Genomic DNA, 18,201 nt, shown 5'->3' with positions numbered 1-18,201 from the left:
TTTCTTCTTTAATTAACAGGATGTTACGAGGCCAAGTAGGTTAACTTGGCTTCACATCTTTCCCCTGCCTTTTTGCAATTGATAGCAGTAGCGCAGGAAGCAAGATCAAGTTCGTGCACATTGCAACCAGCAGCGTAATGGATACCATTACGCCCATTGCTGCGGTACCTCCGAAGCTGGAAGCCGCAAAGATCGAAAACCCGCAGAACAAAATGATCGCTGTATAGATCATGCTCAGTCCCGTGCCGAAAATTGAGCGCGTAACTGCTTTCGTCGGCGTTAATCCATTCTCGTATAGTTCCTGGCGGTACCGGGTCAGGAAGTAAACGGTCCCGTCCGAGGCAATTCCGAAAGTGATACTGAAAATCAGGATTGTAGTGGGTTTGAAATAGATATCAAAGTACCCCATAATCCCGGCAGTAAGTGCGAGCGGGATCAGACAAGGTAGTTTTGATAACAAAATAATAGGTACTGACCTGAAAAGTACCAGTCCCACAATGGCGATCAGTATAATGGCGATAAGCAAACTTTCGTAAAGGTTGCTGAGCAGGTAATCGTTGCTTTTCAGGAAAACGAGGCTGTGACCGGTAAGGCTGACCTTGTATTTGGCAGGATTGAAAATAGAATCTACTTTTGGACGGATCTGCTGCATTAACTCTTTAATACGCTCAGAACCGACATCAGCCATCTGGAAACTTACTCGGGTGACACTTTTATCCGCATTTAAAAAGGAATTCAATTGTTTGGCAGCGCCTTGCTGTCCCTCGACGTAGTTTGATACCTTGTTCAGTTCAAGCACGCCGGGTAGCGCGTAATATTTGGAGCTTCCACCGCGGTATGCCTGATAAAGGAATTTGGAAGCTTCAACAATGGAAACAGGCTTTGAAAATTCAGGGAACTTCGCCATTTCGTTTTGAAATGCCTTGATCTTGTAAAGCGCCTCTGCCTGATCTGCAAAAATTCCGTTCGGCTGTTTGGTGTCGATCATCACTTCAAAAGGAAGTACCCCATTGAAGTTCTTCTCAAAAAACCGCAGGTCAGTGTAAACAATGTCCTTTTTCGGAAGGTCGTCTACCACGTAGCCGATGCTTTTGATTTTGGTCATACCGAAGGCTGAAATGATGATCAAAACCACCATTGCGATATAAATCTCCTTCCGCTTATAATGCACCAGGTAGTCAACTTTGGTCAGGAAACCATTTGCCCACTTACCTTCCAGATGTTTGAGGTGGCGCGCTTTCGGTACGCTCATGTAATGCAATGTTATTGGGAGCAACAACAGGCAAAGCACATAGGTGACCATAACACTGATCGCAGCCACAACGCCGAATTCGACCAGAAGTATACTGTTTGTAAAGTAAAATACGCCAAAGCCAATCGCGGTGGTCATATTCGCCAGGAATGTAGAAAGTCCGATCTGGCGGATCATCTGCATTAAAGCCTCGTCCTTATTGTTGTGCGCAATCAGCTCTGACTGGTATTTATTGATCAGAAACACACAGTTGGGCACACCGATTACGATCAGTAGCGGAGGTATGAGGCCGGTGAGCGCGGTGATTTTGTAGTTGAACAAATGCAGAATGCCGACCGAAAACACCACTCCGATCAGCACAACGATAATAGATAGAAGCGTAAGCCTCAAAGACCTGAAAAATGCCCACAGGATTAGCAGCGTCACAAATACGGCTAGTCCCATAAACAACTGCATTTCACCGGAAATTTTCTTCATGTTCACCGTCCGGATGTACGGCATGCCCGAGTAATGCAGGTCGGTGTTGTATTTATGGGCAAAAGTCTCCGCCATTTGCTCAATGTCATCGACGATTGTAAGGCGCCGCTTGGAGTTGAGCTCCTTGTCGTTGAAGGTAACTACGATGAGCGTCGCATTGGTTTTGCTGTTAATTACGAGTCCTTCGTAGATGGGGAGGTTGGCTATCTCTTTTTTCAGGCTGTCGGCCTCAGCCTGGGTCTGGGGCATTTGCCTGATTACAGGTGCAAAGTCAAACCTGGAAAGACTGTCGTTGCGGACGATTTTATAAACGTTGGCCAGTGAAAGTACGTTTTTAATCCCCTCAGAGGCTTTTATCTCTTCTGATAACTTATACCAGTCACGGAATTTATCGATGTTAAACAGCTCGGAATCCTGCCAGCCGATCACCATTACACTACCATCTTCCCCGAATAGTTTCCGGAAATCCTGGTATTCTTTTTCGACAGGATCATTAGAAGGGAGGATTCTTGCAAAATTGTAGGAGAGTTCAATTTTACTGGCCTCGTAAGCCATAAAGACTGTCGATACCAGCACGAGGGCAACCCACATAAGCCGGTACCGGATGATGTAAGTCGCTATTTTATTCCACATATTAAGTTAATCAGGTTTTACAAAAAGTCGCAATATAGGCATGGAAGCTCAAAAAAGGGCATTTACTCACCCAATCCCGGCTATTCTTTCCAGATGGTGATAGCCGATCCCGAAGTATTCTTTGGCAGATTTTATCTTTTGAAGGATAGCATCGCGGTCGGATTTAGCACCTGGATCTTTGACACCTACGACCATTACATTTTTAGGGGTATGAACGTCAGAAACGAATTCGAAAACCTTCGTTTTGTAGCCAAAATATTCCAGAATCATTGCGCGTATCCCGTCCGTCACCATCTCTGCCTGTCGTTCCAGAAAAATACCGTACCGGGTAAGAAATTGTACATCATTGCTTGCCTTGTTCTTTTCGATCTCGCGGCGGATTTGTTTGTGGCAGCAGGGCGCAACCACGATCAGGCTTGCCTCCGCGGCTATCCCTTTCCAGATCGCATCATCGGTGGCTGTATCGCAGGCGTGCAGGGCTATGAGAATGTCGGTTCCGGCGCTGTCGAAACTCTCGATTGTGCCTTCGGTGAAATGCAGCTGCCCGAACTCGGCATTTTGGGCAATACCGTTGCAAAGCTCCACCAGGTCGCTCCGGAACTCTACACCAGTAACCTCTGCATTTCTTTTCAGGACGTTTTGAAGGTAATCGTAAAGCGCAAACGTGAGGTAGCCTTTTCCTGACCCCATATCGGCCACTTTCAGGACTTCGCGCTCAGGTACTTCACTGATCAGTCCGCTGAGCAACTCAATGTAGTGGTTGATCTGACGGTATTTATCCTGTGCGTTCTTTAATACGTTTCCGTGCTCGTCGGTAATGCCAAGCTGCTGTAAATAAGGTTTCTGTGAGGCACTGATAAGTCTTTTCTTATTCTTGTCGTGACTGAGCGAAGGCGCTTCGCGGGTGGGTACCGGCTGTTTTCTTAGAACAGCTTTCTGATTTTTCGGTATCTCAAATTGCAGGTCGAAATCAGTGGTCTGCAAAGTAGCGACGTGAAAATCGCTGCCGATCAGCTGGACCAGTACCTCCATTCCTTCGGCAATGGAGTAGTTGCGGGTGATATCGCGGGTTTTGTGCCGGTAAGTAAAGCTCAGCTTTTCTTCACGTTTCACGAGTACCCGCTTGATATAGATGTTTTTGAGCGTTTCGTCCGCGCCTTTGTAATTGCCGAGGGATAACTTGCTGAAACGCTGGTCTTGTAGACTGGTTGTGATTGCTTCTGTAAATTCTGCGACCTTCTCAGGGATGTTCATAAATGCATTTGTTTTCCTGCTCAACCTTGCAGGAGCGTAGGTTCAATGGAGTTAACGGTTGAATGTTTTAGGTATTTCAATTTCCACGCTGGTACCCTGTTCTTCGTTGGTATTGATCCGGATTTTACCATGAATACTTTCCACCCTGCTTTTCACATTACGTAACCCGGTACCCTGGCGCCCTGGCTCGATAATCCCGCTTCCATTGTCTTTTACTTCGAGCGAAATGGTTTTTAGATTTTCTGTAAGATTGATTGTCGCCTGGGTTGCGCCGGCGTGTTTAATGATATTGTTCGTCAATTCAAGTACAATGCTGTATAACTCAAATTCAACCCTGCTGTTGAGACGGTTATTCAATCCTGAGAGAGTAAATTGAAAATCAATATTCTTGTTTTCATTAAGCTTCGCAACGAGCCTGTCCAGCGCTTTGATCAATCCGTGTTCTTCGAGCTCAGCAGGCATTAAATTGTGGGAAAGGCTTCTAACCTCACGGTATGCCGAGCCCACCATCTGGTGAACACTGTCATAGATCTTCTGTTCTTCCGTCGACAGCATTTTTTTATCAATTCCGTACATATACCAGTTCAGTGAAGCCAGCGTACCGCCCAGGTGATCGTGCAGCTCAGCCGCCACCCGCTTTCGTTCAATCGTCTGCCCCTGGATAAGCGCTGCTTCAATCTCTGCATTCTTGCGACGCAGCTTCTTGTTATTAAGCCACAGAAATGCGGCCAATGCTACAATCGCAATGGTGATGCCGAGCAGAATGCGCTGGATAGTCCGTTGCTCGTTGATCGTGCTTTGCTGGATTTCCGATCCCATTGCCGCATTTTCGTACATCAGCTGGTACATGGTGTACTGCCGCTTTATAGTTTCATCGTGCACCATTCGCCTGTTATGGTTCACCTGCTCATTGAACTTCAATGCCATGGCGGGCATATTCTTGGCCTTATAAGCCCTGGAAAGTGTAAGCAGCGCCCAGTTTGTTTGTTGCGACGAATGGTAGGATTTCGAATATTCAAGTGCCTGCAATCCAGTTTCAATGGCCTTGTCAAGCTCATTTTGGTGGTAATATGTATTACTCAGGTCATTGAGGGTGTTGAGTTCCCCGTAACGGTTATGGATTTTTCTTGACAGCCGGAGACTTTCCTGAAAGTACTTGACTGCCGTAGCAAGCTCTTGCTGGCGCACTTTCATGTAACCTTTACTTTGCATAATAGAGGCGCGTCCCCAGTCCGAATCCAGGCTGTCGAAAATCTGGTAAGCACGCTTGTATTCACGGATCGCTTCATTGTACATGAACTTGTCACGATAACTGTTTCCCAGGTTTTCGATCGTCATTGCTTTTGCACTGTCAGCGCCCAGGCTTTCAAAGATCTGAATAGCCTGGTTATAGTTGATGCGGGCTGAATCCCATTGGCGGTATTCGGAGTAGCTCTCGGCTAGAAATCGTTTGGCATAAGCAGTATAAAGCGGCATTTTGAGCTCCTTCGATAATGCCATCGTTTCATTGGAGAGCTCGCGCAGCACATCGTAATCACCGTCGAGCAGATAATAGGTACTCAGCAGGTTGTACGCAAGAATCCTTCCTTCGTCCCAGTCGTGTTTCTGCGAAAGCCGCAAAACGTGCTTTGCATACAGCATGGATCTGTCAGCATCCAGGTAAATATAGGAGTTACCAAAGGCGTAATACTGTCTGATCAATGCAGTATCAGCCGAAAAATCACTTCTTCTGGTAGGTAAACTGCCTTCTATCGCACTGATATTTGCGTTTCGGGTGCATTGGTTCGCAGAGAGCAAACCTGCTAAAAGAAGTAACGAAATGTACCTGAGAAATTCATTCATAAGTCTGGATACCATGCCGGCGAGCTCCGAAATCAGCCGGAAAGAGTGAATGACAATTCATGGTATTCGTTTGGTATTCGGGTTTTTATAAGTCAAATATAAAAAATCAATTGTAAAATGCCGGATGAATCTGACAAGGAAATTGACCTTTATGGGTTTTAATTTGACTTTAACTTAGGGTTGCTGACGAAATCGTTGTCGCAGATATAGTAACGGAAGGGGAGCTCGGTACCGACATTGATTCCAATACGTGTAGTAGTTACGATAGGAAGGTCCTCAATTTCAGCCGGTTTGATGTAAATAACACCATTGTCAAGGGTAAGGCTATTGTGCAAAACACGATCAATTCCCATCGCTTTTACGAGCTTGCCGGGGCCGCGGCAGAGTTCTTTGAGACTGACCGGCTTGGTTTTAAGACTTACCCCAGCTTTGCCGTGGATTTCTCGTCTTCGCTGCTGCATCAGGTCAATTCCCTGCACCGGCTGCAAGGCACGCACAAGTACCGCTTCCCCAATATCCGCTGCATTACTAACTACATTGAAGCACTGGTACATTCCGTATATCAGGTACACATAGATGGTACCGGCTGGCTGGTACATCGGCTCGGTTCGGGAGGTTCTGCGGTTGTAAGCGTGACAAGCGGGATCATCGCTGAGGTACGCTTCTGTCTCAACAATGATCCCGCTGGTGGTCCCTTCTGCGCTTTCGTGCACAAGCTCGCAGCCAAGCAGCTTCTGCGCAAGCGTGCACGTATCGTAGGATTGGTAAAATGAAAGAGGGAGCCTGGTTCCCGACATTATATCAGATAATGTTCATGGTTTGCTCCTTGATCTTTTCCAGCTCATCCTTCATTTGTACTACCAAATGCTGGATCGCAACATCATTCGCCTTCGAGCCGATCGTATTAATCTCGCGACCAATTTCCTGTGCGATGAAATTGAGCTTTTTCCCATTGCTTTCATGGGCATTCATCGTCTCGATAAAGTAGGTAAGGTGATTAGCCAAACGTATTTTCTCTTCCGAGATATCGAATTTTTCAACGTAATAAATCAGCTCCTGTTCAAAACGGTTAGGATCAAAGTTATCATCTGCCAAAAGCTCGCGTACCTGCTTTTCAAGTCGCTCCCGCACATTGGGGATCCGCTGCTTGTCTTGCTCAGTAACGCCGGCCAACAGGGTTTCAAGATTTTTAATGTAGTCAGTAAACTTATCGGCAGTCATTTTGCCTTCCTGTTCTCTGAAAACAGTGCATTTGTGCAATGCATTTAACACCGCCACCTTGATCTGCGCCCAATCATTCTCCCGGCTCGATTCGTCAACAGTCTCATTGTTATACGCATTCGGCATTTGGAGGGCAATGCGGAAAAGCTCAGTATTGTCGGGTATAAAGTGCAGGTCATTCGCCGTTGCTAGCAGGTCCTGGTAATATGCATTGATTAGCGGGCGGTTCACGGAAGTTGACGCAATTGCCTTTCCAACCGGCTGAACAGTCAGTGTAAATTCCACCTTACCTCTTTCGAGCGACTGGGTGATCAGGTTCCGTATCTCAATTTCCTTCTCCGAATAGTTGCGCGGAATGCGGCAATAAATATCGAGGAACTTGGAATTCAGTGTTTTGATCTCAACTGTTACATTAATTGAGTCGGACTCGATGTTGGATACACCGTAGCCGGTCATGGATTTTAGCATTTCTTTATAGTTAATAACTCCGTTCAGGAATTTGATTTAATGTATTTTGTATTGGAAGTCGAAAGTTCAGTGTCGGGAGTTTGAAGGTTAAGTTCATGAGTTTAAAGTTTATGAGCTTATAGTTCATGAGTTTAAAGTTCATGAGTTAAAAGTAAATGTGAGCCGAAAGCCGAAGTTTGAAAGCCGACGGCTAACGGCTAACAGCTAACAGCCCCTAATTAAACCTCTGCTTTCCTCCCGATTTCGCCGGGTGCTGACTTTCGGATTGTTGTGGTTTGGAAATCAATGCGTTTTTATCCATTTCCTTATTAAAAATTCTAAAACGGGAAACGTCACACGCCAGGTAGATCGCCTGCAGCAGCGAACCCGGTTCGGCAATGTTCTTGCCGGCAATGTTATAGGCAGTTCCATGGTCAGGTGATGTCCTTACTGCGGAAAGCCCGGCCGTAAAATTGACACCTTCATTGAATGCAAGCGTTTTGAATGGAATCAAGCCCTGATCGTGATACATAGCTAAAACCGCATCATACTGCTTGTAGGTGCCTGCTGCGAAGAATCCATCCGCCGGGAACGGGCCCACCACTATATTGCCTTTCTCTTTGAAGCTTTTGATTACAGGTATGATAACTTCTTGCTCCTCGGTACCCAGCAAACCGTTTTCCCCGGCATGCGGATTAAGTCCGAGCACAGCCAGGCGTGGTTTTTTGATACCAAAATCACCTTTAAGCGATTGCAGGATCTGCTCGATTTTTGCCGATAACTTCTCAGGAGTAATCTGTGACTTTACTTTTTCAAGCGGAATATGTCCAGTCAGTACGCCCACACGCAGTTCACCGGCGACCATAAACATCAATGCTTCTTCTTTATCAAATGCCTGCGCCAGGTACTCAGTGTGCCCCGGGAAATGAAAATGCTCGCTCTGGATATTGTCTTTGTTGATAGGACCGGTAACCAGCGCCTGGATTTTACCTTCTTTCAAATCCTCAACCGCACGTTTTAATGCGGCTAACGAACCCTGACCTGCCTCAGCAGTAACAATGCCCGGCTGAACTTCCGTTTGGTTGTCCTGCCAACAGGTAATCACATTGGTGAGTTTATGATTGGCCTGATCGGCCTTTTGTATTCCGTGCAGCGACCAGTCTTTCATGTCCAGTAAATTTCTGTACTGGTTCAGTACTTTCAGGGAACCGTAGATAATGGGTGTGCATAGTTTCGCTAACTGGTTTCCCTCTAATGCTTTAAGGATCACTTCCGGCCCAATGCCATTATAATCCCCGATTGTTATTCCGATAACGGGTTTATCAACGTGTTGATCGCTCATGTAGGTAAAATGCGGTTGAATCTATTCTGCTGACCAATTCTCTATTATTTTTGCCAGCGCCTTAAACCGGCAAGTTACAAAAAATCCTGTGCTCCCATGAAAATCCTCATTGCCGACTCTATGCATCCTTCGCTTTTCAACATGCTTGACGAGCGGGGCTGGGAGTATGATTACCATCCTGAATACCGACGCGACGACATCAAAACTACCTTGGCTGATTACGAAGGCTTGTTTATCCGCAGCAAAACTTACCTGGACGAGGAAATGCTGATCAATGCAGAAAGGCTCCGCTTCATCGCGCGCGCAGGAGCCGGGCTTGATCTGATCGACCTCGATGTTGTGAAAAGAATGCAGATAACGCTCTTCCATGCCGGGAAAGGAAACCGTGACGCAGTTGCAGAGCACGCGCTGGGAATGCTGCTGGCTCTTTTTAATAATGTGCTTAAAGCGGATAGGGAAGTGCGGCAGGGTATCTGGGACAGGGAAGGTAACAGAGGTATCGAATTGATGAATAAAACAGTGGGCATTATCGGCTATGGAAATAATGGATCGGCTACTGCGAAAAGGCTGAGTGGCTTTGGCTGCGAGGTACTTGCGTATGATAAGTACCGTGACAATTACGGCGACGGGTTTGCTACGGAGGCGACGTTGGAAGCAATTATGGAAAAAGCAGATATAATCAGTTTGCACATTCCACTAACAGAGCTCAGCCGCTATTTAATTGACGATAATTTTATTGCGGGCTGTACTAAGCCATTCTTTTTGGTGAATCTATCAAGAGGTGAGATTGCGAAGCTTGATGCGGTTGTCAAAGGTCTGGAAAGTGGGAAGATCCGCGGAGCTTGCCTGGATGTTCTTGAAAATGAAAAAATAGGTAAGCTGACACAGCAGCAGCAGCGCACATTTGACTACCTGAAAAGTTCAGAGAAAGTGGTGCTCACCCCACACATAGGCGGCTGGACGCATGAGAGTTACGTGCGTATCAATGAAGTGTTGGTTCAACAGATTGAAGGGTGGTTATAAACAAAAATGCCGACCAATGGTCGGCACGTTTGCATCTATTAGCCATGAAAAATAAAATACTTACTTAAGTGTACCGCGAAGCGCACGTGGTATCTCTACTGAGGCGATCGGGTTGCTTGCGGCTGTCAATATAACAAAATTTTCAGCTTTTACTGCACCAACCTTTACAGATTTTCCTAAATCAAGCTCAGTTACATCAACATCTACATAGTCAGGAATGTTCTCAGCCAGACCTTGTACGCGCAATTTACGCAATTTTTGGTTCATTTTTCCACCTTTCATTACTCCGGTGGATGTACCTGTCAATTTAACAGGAACTTCAACTTTTATTTCCTTTCCATCAACGATCTGCAAAAAATCCGCATGGATCAAAGAATCATTAACCGGGTGAAACTGCTTTTCCTGAAGAATCGCATTGTATGTGGTGCCCTCTATATTAAGAGTCACGTTGAAAATATCCGGTGTGAAAAGCAATTCACGGAACAACATAGATGGCGCATAGAAATGAACCTGCTCTTGTCCACCGTACAGCACAGACGGAACATAACCTTGTGAACGTAGTTCCTGGGCTTCCGTCTTGCCGAGATTCGCTCTTTTAAACCCTACAATCTCATGCTTTTTCATAAGAATATTTATTAATAAAGTTAAAAAAAATAAAATTTACTGATGATTTATAAATAATGAACTAATAGATTCATGATCTCTGATCCTGCCAATCGCTTTCGCGAAGATCTCTGCAACTGATAATACACGAATTTTCTCGTTCTGTTGCTTCAAAGGGATCGTATCGGTAATAATCAACTCTTCCAGAACAGAGTTGGCAATGTTTTCGTGCGCTTTGCCCGACATGATAGCATGTGTACTGATCGCCCTGACCGAGCTTGCACCTTTATCAAGGATCAATTCCGCCGCTTTGCAAAGTGTTCCACCTGTATCGATCAAATCGTCGACAAGCACTACATCCATTCCTTCCACGTCTCCGATCACCTGCATGCTGGCAATTTCGTTGGCCCGCTTCCGGTGCTTATCGCAAAGGATCATATCCACATTCAGGAATTTCGCAAAATTCCTTGCCCGCGCAGCTCCGCCCATATCAGGGGACGCGATCAGCAGATTTTTAAGGTTCAATGATTTGATATAAGGAACAAAAATTGAAGTTCCCTCCAGGTGATCAACGGGTAAGTCAAAAAAGCCCTGGATCTGTCCGGCGTGTAAATCAATCGTCATCAAACGGTCCACACCGACAGAAGTAAGCAGGTTTGCAACAACCTTCGCGGCAATAGCTACGCGGGGTTTATCCTTCCGATCCTGTCTTGCGTAACCAAAATAAGGAATAACAACTGTTACGTAGTGAGCAGAAGCACGTCGGGCTGCATCCACCATCAGGAGTAGCTCCATCAGGTTATCAGCAGGCGGGAAAGTAGATTGGATTAAAAAAACGTCACACCCTCTGATAGATTCTTCGAAGCTGGGCGACAATTCACCGTCTGCAAACTTCCGTAAATTATACCCGCCGAGCTCCTTGCCATAATATCTGGCAATGTCTTTGGCCAAATACTCTGACTGACTTCCGGAGAATATTTTTACTGTATTGAAAGAACCCATGAACAGACTAAAATTTGCGCAAAATTAAACAAAATCAATTAATTAAGATAGTATCTCTTCAAAAAAATGTAGTACAGCTGAATGCAGCAGTAGCCTACCAGCAACCCTACCAAAGCTCCAACCAAGATGTCCAAAGGGTAATGTACGCCCACATAAATCCTGCTGTAAGAGTAAGTTATCGCCCAAACGAATAGTAAACCCGGGTACTTGACCTTGCCTTTTAAGAAGGTAAACCAGGTAATTGCGACAGCAAAGCTTGTGGAGGCGTGGGAAGATGCAAACCCATACAAACCGCCGCATCCCGCCACTTCATGCACCATTCCGCGGAGCGTCGGATCATGACAGGGGCGGAAACGTATGAAGTAAGGTTTCATGAAGCCCGAGGTAATCTGATCTGCGAAAATTACTGCCAGTATCACCGTGATCAGGGCAGCAAAGCCTTTTTTCCGGTCGGCCACTAATGTGAATGCGATCAGGACCACATACATCGGGATCCACGTGTATTTGTAGGTGATCCAGTACATGATCGGGTCGAGCCAGGGTGTATGCAGGCCATTAAGCCAGAGAAATAACTCCCGGTCTGAACGGATCAGCAAGTCCAAAGCGTCGGTCATGAGCTGAATCCTAGAACTTTACGGACTTTCGAAATTGTTTCCTGGGCAACAACGCGCGCTTTCGCTTCTCCTTCAACCAGGATTGCTTCCAGCTCCTGATTGTTCTCCATATAATAGTTGAAAATGCGTCTTGGCTCAGCGAATTTTTCCAGCATGCATTCGAGCAGCGCCTGCTTGGCGTGACCATATCCGTAGCCGCCGTTCACATAGTTCTGCCGCATTGTTTCTACTTCGCTATCGGAGGCGATCAGGCTGTATAGTTTGAATGTAATATCAATATCCGGATTCTTGGGTTCTTCCAGCGGGGTAGAGTCTGAGATGATCTTCTTGATCACTTTTTTCAGCTCATTTTCGGGAAGGAAGATATCGATGTAGTTATGGTAGGACTTACTCATTTTTTGCCCATCCACACCAGGGATCGTCATAATCCGCTCGTCAATCTGGGGTTCGGGTAGGACCAGTATATCTTCCTCCGCAAGCTGATTGAAGCGTGTAGCGATATCTTTCGTCATTTCAAGATGCTGCTTCTGGTCTTTACCAACCGGGATAATATTGGCATTGTAGAGCAAAATATCAGCAGCCTGCAAAACGGGATAGGTGAACAAGCCAGCGTTCACATCTGCCAGTTTCTCAGACTTTTCCTTAAAAGATGTTGCGTTCGCCAGCATCGGAAACGGCGTAAAGCAGTTCAGGTACCACGCGAGCTCTGTATGCTCCTGCACCCGTGACTGCCGCCAGAAAACATTCTTCTTATAATCAAAACCGAAAGCGAGCCAGGTAGCGGCAATTGCTCTTACGAAATTCTCGCGTTCCGCGCCGTTTTTGAGCGAAGTGAGTGAATGCAGGTCGGCGATGAAGAAAAAAGACTCGTTTTTCGGGTCTTTTGAAAGTTCGATCGCAGGAGCAATTGCCCCGAGAATGTTACCTAAATGCGGTCTCCCGCTACTTTGAATGCCTGTAAGAATTCTGGCCATTTGCAATTTTAATGTATTACTTATTTAATCATTGTCCTCCGGCTTTCGGCGGTTATCCCAGAAAGACAAAAGCACAATGCAGTCTTCTTCGATCTGATAAAAAAGGGATTGTTGTTTAGCAATAAGTGCTTTTCTTACCCTGGGATTTGTGGGTGAAGCTTCAAACATCTGAGGAAAGCATGATATGTGTTTGATCACTTTCCTTACACGATGGACGAAGTTCTTAACCTCTTTTTCTGACCATTCATCTTCCAGGTACCCTATTATTTCAGCAAAGCCTGTTTCAGCTTCAAAAGTCCAGACAACGGGTAAATTCATAAATACTTTACGTACTTCTGCATTACCTTCTCGCTGGTTGTTGTTTGGCCCGTGGCTGCCTGCCTTTGTCCCCTCTCGATACTTGCTCTAACATGCTCTGGCAAGGTTTCCCAAAAATCTGAGCTACGGTGTTTAAGCCGAGTTTGTATCTTTTTCCACTCATTCATAGGAATTACAACTGAGGTCTTCATCATTTTTTCTTTTGACAAAAATTGAACATTCATACCATTCAAATGTTGAGTGTTAAAAAGATGATCCTATTCCCCGTTCACCAAAATTCGTTAAATTGGATCATAAATCGTAGTAAAATCAGATTTTATAGCTTCACCAAATCAGAATGGAATCCGCAACACTTCACTTTCTCAGTCAATTAGCCGAAAACAACAATAGGGAATGGTTTCAGGAAAACAGAGGGCGATATGACGAGGCCAGGGCGGATATGGAAAAGCTCGTGGGTTACCTGATCAGTGAGGTTGGAAAGTTTCAGGATCTTGGGAATTTGCAGGTGAAAGAATGTCTGCTGCGGATCAACCGGGATATCCGTTTCTCTAAAAACAAGGCGCCTTACAAGAATAACCTGGCAGCGGGAATCGGGCCGGGAGGGAAAAGCTCGGGCAAGGTTGATTACTACATTCAAATCCAGCCTGGCGATCAGACGTTTCTGGGGGGTGGAATGTGGGAAACGACGCCTGAACAGCTGGCGCGTTTCAGGCAGGAAGTGGATTATAATGCAGAAGAGCTGAAAGCGATCATCGAAGAAACTGAATTCCGGTCATTTTTCCCCGAAATTCATGGGGATACCTTGAAGACAACTCCCAAAGGTTACCCGAAAGATCATCCCGAAATTGAACTGCTGAAACGCAAGCAGCTTTTTTTCGTGCACCGCTTTACAGATAAGGAAGTGGCTTCCAGGGATTTTGAAAAAATGATTTTAAAAGGTATCAAACTCCTTAAACCTTTTGCTGACTATATGAATTATGTATTGTATGAACAGCCCGCTGAGCATTGATCTGACTCGCTAAGTTCCTCCAAAGACATTCCATTAATACAACCCGGTCCAAATGCAATTTTCCCACTTACACTGCCACACCCAGTTTTCACTTCTCGATGGTGCGGCTGATATCAAAAAGCTCTTCAAAAAGGCCAAAGAAGACAATATGCCGGCGGTGGCAATTACCGATCACGGCAATATGTTCGGCGTTTTCGAATTTGTGGCCGAGGGGAACAAGCAGGGGATCAAACCCATTGTCGGCTGTGAATTTTATGTAGTGGAAGACCGGCACGTGCGGCAGTTTACGAAAGACAAGAAAGATGTACGTTTTCACCAATTACTTCTTGCCAAAGATGAAATCGGGTATAAAAACCTGGTGAAAATGTGCTCGCTCGGCTTCATAGAAGGAATGTACGGAAAATACCCGCGGATCGATAAGGAGCTGATTGTCAAATATCATCACGGACTCATCGCCACAACCTGCTGCATTGGTGCGGTTATTCCAAAGACCATCCTGAGGCAGGGAGAAGAGGCCGCAGAGAAGGAATTTAAATGGTGGCTGGATCTGTTCGGCGATGATTTCTATGTTGAATTGCAGCGCCACGAGATTCGTGATCAATATATTGTTAATGAGGTTCTTTTAAGGTTTGCAAAAAAATATAATGTAAAAGTAATCTGCTCCAATGATTCACATTATGTGGATCGCGACGACTGGAATGCGCACGATATTCTCCTGTGTATCAACACTGGCGACAAGCAAAGTACACCTTCTGCCAAGGATTTTGATGATGACAAGGGAATTCCGAAAGGCTCCCGCTTTGCATTCTATAACGATCAGTTTTACTTTAAGAAAACCAGCGAGATGATGCAGCTGTTCAACGACTTACCTGAGTCGCTGGACAATACCAACGAGATTGTTGACAAGATCAAAACGCTGGATCTGAGAAAAGATATTCTGCTCCCTAACTTCCCCATTCCCGACGAGTTCAAGACACATACATTGTCGGAAATGGTTGGTAAAAAGGAGTTGACAGCTGACGTGCTCAATCAATGGGAGTACCTCAAACATCTCACTTTTGAAGGTGCAAAGTTTAAATACGGCACGATAACCCCCGAAATTGAAGAGCGGATCAACTTTGAGTTGAATACAATCCGTAATATGGGTTTTCCGGGTTACTTCCTGATTGTGGCCGACTTCATTGATGCAGGCCGCAAAATGGGCGTTTTTATCGGTCCGGGCCGTGGTTCGGCAGCCGGTTCCGTGGTGGCTTACGCAACAGGGATTACCAATATAGACCCCATCAAGTACGATCTGCTTTTTGAGCGTTTTCTCAATCCGGACCGTATTTCACTTCCTGATATTGATACGGACTTCGACGACGAAGGCCGGCAGAAAGTGATCGATTATGTAGTTAAAAAATATGGTTATAACCAGGTAGCCCAGATTGTTACTTATGGTACAATGGCGGCTAAATCTGCTATCAAGGACGTGGCGAGGGTAATGGACCTGCCGCTTGCCGAGGCGAATGCACTGGCCAAGCTTGTACCCGACAAGCCTACCTACAACATGACGCTCAACCGGATCTTCACAGCGCCGCTGGAAGGGGAGGGCAGTCTTTTGAAGAAAGAGGGTATTGCACCGGAAGAACTGGACAATGTGAAGAAAATGCGGCAGATCGCATTGGGCAAGGATTTGCAGGCGAGTGTTTTACAGGAAGCACGAAGGCTGGAAGGTACCGTACGGAACACGGGTATTCACGCCGCCGGTATCATTATTGCGCCAAGCGATTTGACCGAAATCATTCCCGTAAGTACTTCCAAAGATTCTGATTTTCTGATTACCCAATATCAGGGAAAGATCATCGAAGATGCAGGGGTTATTAAAATGGACTTCCTGGGTTTGCGAAACCTGACTATTATCAAGGAAGCGCTTCGCCTAATCAAGCAAAACCACAACGTGGATATTGTAATCGACGATGTGCCGCTCGACGACCCGAAAGTTTTTGAACTATTTCAAAGGGGAGAAACCAATGCGATCTTCCAGTTTGAATCGGACGGAATGAAAAAGCACATGCGCGACCTCATTCCCGACCGTTTTGAGCACTTGATCGCGATGAATGCATTGTACCGTCCAGGTCCGATCGCGTACATTCCCAACTTTATCCGACGTAAAAACGGACAAGAGGAAATTACTTACGACTTGCCGGAGCTCGAAGAGTATTTGTCTGATACTTACGGTATTACAGTCTATCAGGAGCAGGTAATGCTTCTTTCGCAAAAGCTGGCTGGTTTTACAAAAGGTCAGGCGGATACCTTGCGGAAAGCAATGGGAAAGAAGCAGATTGAAACGTTGAACAAGCTGAAAGGCGACTTCATGAAGGGCGGTACCGAGCGCGGGCTCGATGCCAAAAAGCTTGAAAAGATCTGGACTGACTGGGAAGCTTTCGCGTCCTATGCTTTTAACAAATCACATTCAACCTGTTACGCGTTCGTTGCTTACCAGACAGCTTACCTCAAAGCGCATTATCCCGCCGAATACATGGCAGCGGTTTTGACGAGCTCGCTGGGTAACATTGATAAGATTACCTTCTTCATGGAGGAATGTAAAGCATTGGGCATAACCGTTCTGGGTCCTGATATCAATGAATCCGACAGGCAATTTAATGTGAATAGCCGGGGAGAAATCCGTTTTGGTCTGGCTGGTGTGAAAGGCAGCGGCGATGCGGCTGTTGAATCGATCATCGAAGAAAGAGCAGCAGGCGGGCCATTTTCGGATATCTACGATTTTATCACGAGGGTTAATTTACGGACTGTAAATAAGAAAACGATTGAAAGCCTGGCCTATGCGGGCGGGTTCGACTGTTTTGAAGACTATCACCGGGCGCATTACTTCGCCGTGGAAACTGGTGAGAATGGTACATTTATCGAAAAGCTGATCCGGTATGCGAACAATTACCATGCGGAAAAATCGTCGGCGCAAGCTTCATTGTTCGGAATGCTGGGCGATGGCGGCTCTACGCTTGCCCGCCCCAAAGCGGCGGATGTTTCTGCCTGGGACGATCTGGCTAAGCTGCGTTATGAGCAGGAGGTAGTCGGGTTTTACATTTCGGGCCACCCGCTGGATACATTCAGGGTTGAACTTGATAATTTTTGCAACTGTACCGTGGACAAGGTTATGGAAATCGCAGAAGGCGAGCGGGCACCCAGGTATTTTGGAAAGGAAATCAGCGTGGCCGGAATTGTTACGAGTGCGCAGGAAAGAATGTCAAAGAACGGCAGCCATTTCATGATTTTCAAAGTCGAAGATTACAAAGGCTCACTTGAAATGCTGCTCGGGGGCGAGGATTACATCAGGTTTAAAAATTACTTGCAGGTAGGACAGTTCCTTTACATTAAAGGGAAGGTACAAAACCGCTGGAAGCAGGAAGATCAGTTTGAATTCAAGATCACGCAAATCCAGCTGTTGCCTGAGATTATGGGCAAAATGTGCAAGAAGATCAAGATCAATCTTTCACTCGACCAGATTGATGCTCAGTTCATTCATGTTTTGAGCGATACACTCAGTCACCACCCGGGCCAATGTGCTGTTAACATGACGGTTGTGGATCCGGATACGAGGCTGGAAGTGGAGATGCTGTCGCGTGGTTATCGCGTTGCGCCTACCAACGAGCTCTTCAAAGTACTTCGCGGATTTCATGGTGTACAATTCTCTTTGAACTGATTTACATTAGCCGTATTCAGGAACTTTTAGGCACTAATTATCCTTATTACATCAGATTTATAAAACAACATTAGACATTTTCAAACATGGGAAAAGCACTTGAAATTACCGATAGCACCTTCGAAGAATTGATCCAAAGCGAAAAACCAGTACTTGTTGATTTTTGGGCTGAGTGGTGCGGACCTTGTAAGATGATCGGGCCGGTTGTAGAGCAGCTCGCAGGAGAATACGAGGGGAAAGCAGTTATTGGTAAAATGGACGTGGACATGAATTCATCGGTTCCAGCGAAGTTCGGTATCCGCAGTATCCCAACTTTAATGATATTCAAAGGCGGTCAATTAGTTGACAAAGTGGTAGGTGTTGTACCTAAAACAACCCTGGAAGACAAATTGAATGCGCAGATCGAAGCGACTGTATAATTACATACTTCCGATAGATAATTGAAAGCTCCCGCTCGGGGGCTTTTTTTGTGGCCACTTGCTTAAAG

General features: G+C 45.8%; 15 protein-coding genes. 4 read left to right on the top strand and 11 right to left on the bottom strand.

Translation table 11 applies throughout. The features are described from left to right. Nucleotides 1-40 precede the first annotated feature (40 nt). From Q369_RS0107045 to pdxA, 6 genes are all read right to left on the bottom strand, one after another. Complete coding sequence (locus tag Q369_RS0107045; RefSeq protein ID WP_031527099.1) at nucleotides 41-2,362, bottom strand: efflux RND transporter permease subunit; 2,322 nt, start codon at nucleotides 2,360-2,362, stop codon at nucleotides 41-43. A 66-nt stretch (nucleotides 2,363-2,428) separates the two neighbouring features. Beyond that, the gene (locus Q369_RS0107040) at nucleotides 2,429-3,616 is read right to left on the bottom strand and encodes a class I SAM-dependent methyltransferase (RefSeq protein WP_031527098.1); all 1,188 of its coding nucleotides are present in this window, start codon (nucleotides 3,614-3,616) and stop codon (nucleotides 2,429-2,431) included. 51 nt (nucleotides 3,617-3,667) lie between these two features. Then, nucleotides 3,668-5,458: a tetratricopeptide repeat-containing sensor histidine kinase gene (locus Q369_RS0107035; protein WP_031527097.1), complete on the bottom strand. Its 1,791-nt coding sequence runs from the start codon at nucleotides 5,456-5,458 to the stop codon at nucleotides 3,668-3,670. Between the two features lie 158 nt (nucleotides 5,459-5,616). Continuing rightward, nucleotides 5,617-6,255, bottom strand: coding sequence for a DNA-3-methyladenine glycosylase (locus Q369_RS0107030; protein ID WP_031527096.1), 639 nt, complete (start codon nucleotides 6,253-6,255; stop codon nucleotides 5,617-5,619). A gap of 4 nt (nucleotides 6,256-6,259) precedes the next feature. Next, a complete protein-coding gene (locus tag Q369_RS0107025; protein WP_031527095.1) occupies nucleotides 6,260-7,147 on the bottom strand; it encodes a YicC/YloC family endoribonuclease in 888 nt (295 codons plus the stop codon). Between the two features lie 214 nt (nucleotides 7,148-7,361). After that, nucleotides 7,362-8,468 (bottom strand): 4-hydroxythreonine-4-phosphate dehydrogenase PdxA, encoded by a 1,107-nt coding sequence (pdxA, locus tag Q369_RS0107020; protein WP_031527094.1) that lies wholly within the window; start codon nucleotides 8,466-8,468, stop codon nucleotides 7,362-7,364. A gap of 96 nt (nucleotides 8,469-8,564) precedes the next feature. Here pdxA and Q369_RS0107015 point away from each other — a divergent pair, with 96 nt between their 5' ends. Then, on the top strand, nucleotides 8,565-9,491 hold the full coding sequence (locus Q369_RS0107015) for a 2-hydroxyacid dehydrogenase (protein WP_031527093.1): 927 nt from the start codon (nucleotides 8,565-8,567) through the stop codon (nucleotides 9,489-9,491). Nucleotides 9,492-9,551: 60 nt separating this feature from the next. Here the strand turns inward: Q369_RS0107015 and Q369_RS0107010 are convergent, their stop codons facing one another. Genes Q369_RS0107010 through Q369_RS0106990 form a run of 5 tightly spaced genes read right to left on the bottom strand, consistent with a single transcriptional unit; the run spans nucleotide 9,552 to nucleotide 13,002 of the window. Beyond that, complete coding sequence (locus Q369_RS0107010) at nucleotides 9,552-10,115, bottom strand: 50S ribosomal protein L25/general stress protein Ctc (RefSeq protein WP_031527092.1); 564 nt, start codon at nucleotides 10,113-10,115, stop codon at nucleotides 9,552-9,554. Nucleotides 10,116-10,151: 36 nt separating this feature from the next. After that, nucleotides 10,152-11,096, bottom strand: a complete 945-nt coding sequence (locus Q369_RS0107005; RefSeq protein WP_031527091.1) for a ribose-phosphate pyrophosphokinase — start codon at nucleotides 11,094-11,096, stop codon at nucleotides 10,152-10,154. Between the two features lie 38 nt (nucleotides 11,097-11,134). Next, the gene (locus Q369_RS0107000) at nucleotides 11,135-11,710 is read right to left on the bottom strand and encodes a phosphatase PAP2 family protein (RefSeq protein WP_031527090.1); all 576 of its coding nucleotides are present in this window, start codon (nucleotides 11,708-11,710) and stop codon (nucleotides 11,135-11,137) included. Beyond that, nucleotides 11,707-12,684 carry a tryptophan--tRNA ligase gene (trpS, locus tag Q369_RS0106995; RefSeq protein WP_031527089.1) on the bottom strand — a complete coding sequence of 326 codons (978 nt, stop codon included), beginning with the start codon at nucleotides 12,682-12,684 and terminating at the stop codon, nucleotides 11,707-11,709. The genes Q369_RS0107000 and trpS overlap by 4 nt, the downstream gene beginning before the upstream one ends. A 24-nt stretch (nucleotides 12,685-12,708) precedes the next feature. After that, nucleotides 12,709-13,002 carry a type II toxin-antitoxin system RelE/ParE family toxin gene (locus Q369_RS0106990; protein ID WP_031527088.1) on the bottom strand — a complete coding sequence of 98 codons (294 nt, stop codon included), beginning with the start codon at nucleotides 13,000-13,002 and terminating at the stop codon, nucleotides 12,709-12,711. Between the two features lie 337 nt (nucleotides 13,003-13,339). Between Q369_RS0106990 and Q369_RS0106980 the strand changes: the two genes are divergently transcribed. The 3 genes from Q369_RS0106980 (at nucleotide 13,340) to trxA (ending at nucleotide 18,133) form a co-directional block, all read left to right on the top strand. After that, the gene (locus Q369_RS0106980) at nucleotides 13,340-14,011 is read left to right on the top strand and encodes a DUF2461 domain-containing protein (protein ID WP_031527086.1); all 672 of its coding nucleotides are present in this window, start codon (nucleotides 13,340-13,342) and stop codon (nucleotides 14,009-14,011) included. A 52-nt stretch (nucleotides 14,012-14,063) separates the two neighbouring features. After that, on the top strand, nucleotides 14,064-17,714 hold the full coding sequence (gene dnaE / locus Q369_RS0106975; RefSeq protein ID WP_031527085.1) for a DNA polymerase III subunit alpha: 3,651 nt from the start codon (nucleotides 14,064-14,066) through the stop codon (nucleotides 17,712-17,714). Between the two features lie 86 nt (nucleotides 17,715-17,800). Further along, nucleotides 17,801-18,133, top strand: a complete 333-nt coding sequence (gene trxA, locus Q369_RS0106970) for a thioredoxin (RefSeq protein ID WP_031527084.1) — start codon at nucleotides 17,801-17,803, stop codon at nucleotides 18,131-18,133. Nucleotides 18,134-18,201: the final 68 nt, after the last annotated feature.

The sequence above is a fragment of the Dyadobacter crusticola DSM 16708 genome (assembly GCF_000701505.1).
Taxonomy (GTDB): Bacteria; Bacteroidota; Bacteroidia; order Cytophagales; family Spirosomataceae; genus Dyadobacter; species Dyadobacter crusticola.
The sequence above is the reverse complement of the archived record's forward strand: the minus strand, read 5'-3'. Positions and strand labels throughout refer to the sequence as shown.

Coding starts and splice junctions, on each gene's coding strand:
- Q369_RS0107045 (WP_031527099.1), bottom strand. CDS start 2,362: ATGTGGAATAAAATAGCGACTTACATCATCCGGTACCGGCTTATGTGG.
- Q369_RS0107040 (WP_031527098.1), bottom strand. CDS start 3,616: ATGAACATCCCTGAGAAGGTCGCAGAATTTACAGAAGCAATCACAACC.
- Q369_RS0107035 (WP_031527097.1), bottom strand. CDS start 5,458: ATGAATGAATTTCTCAGGTACATTTCGTTACTTCTTTTAGCAGGTTTG.
- Q369_RS0107030 (WP_031527096.1), bottom strand. CDS start 6,255: ATGTCGGGAACCAGGCTCCCTCTTTCATTTTACCAATCCTACGATACG.
- Q369_RS0107025 (WP_031527095.1), bottom strand. CDS start 7,147: ATGCTAAAATCCATGACCGGCTACGGTGTATCCAACATCGAGTCCGAC.
- pdxA (WP_031527094.1), bottom strand. CDS start 8,468: ATGAGCGATCAACACGTTGATAAACCCGTTATCGGAATAACAATCGGG.
- Q369_RS0107015 (WP_031527093.1), top strand. CDS start 8,565: ATGAAAATCCTCATTGCCGACTCTATGCATCCTTCGCTTTTCAACATG.
- Q369_RS0107010 (WP_031527092.1), bottom strand. CDS start 10,115: ATGAAAAAGCATGAGATTGTAGGGTTTAAAAGAGCGAATCTCGGCAAG.
- Q369_RS0107005 (WP_031527091.1), bottom strand. CDS start 11,096: ATGGGTTCTTTCAATACAGTAAAAATATTCTCCGGAAGTCAGTCAGAG.
- Q369_RS0107000 (WP_031527090.1), bottom strand. CDS start 11,710: ATGACCGACGCTTTGGACTTGCTGATCCGTTCAGACCGGGAGTTATTT.
- trpS (WP_031527089.1), bottom strand. CDS start 12,684: ATGGCCAGAATTCTTACAGGCATTCAAAGTAGCGGGAGACCGCATTTA.
- Q369_RS0106990 (WP_031527088.1), bottom strand. CDS start 13,002: ATGAATTTACCCGTTGTCTGGACTTTTGAAGCTGAAACAGGCTTTGCT.
- Q369_RS0106980 (WP_031527086.1), top strand. CDS start 13,340: ATGGAATCCGCAACACTTCACTTTCTCAGTCAATTAGCCGAAAACAAC.
- dnaE (WP_031527085.1), top strand. CDS start 14,064: ATGCAATTTTCCCACTTACACTGCCACACCCAGTTTTCACTTCTCGAT.
- trxA (WP_031527084.1), top strand. CDS start 17,801: ATGGGAAAAGCACTTGAAATTACCGATAGCACCTTCGAAGAATTGATC.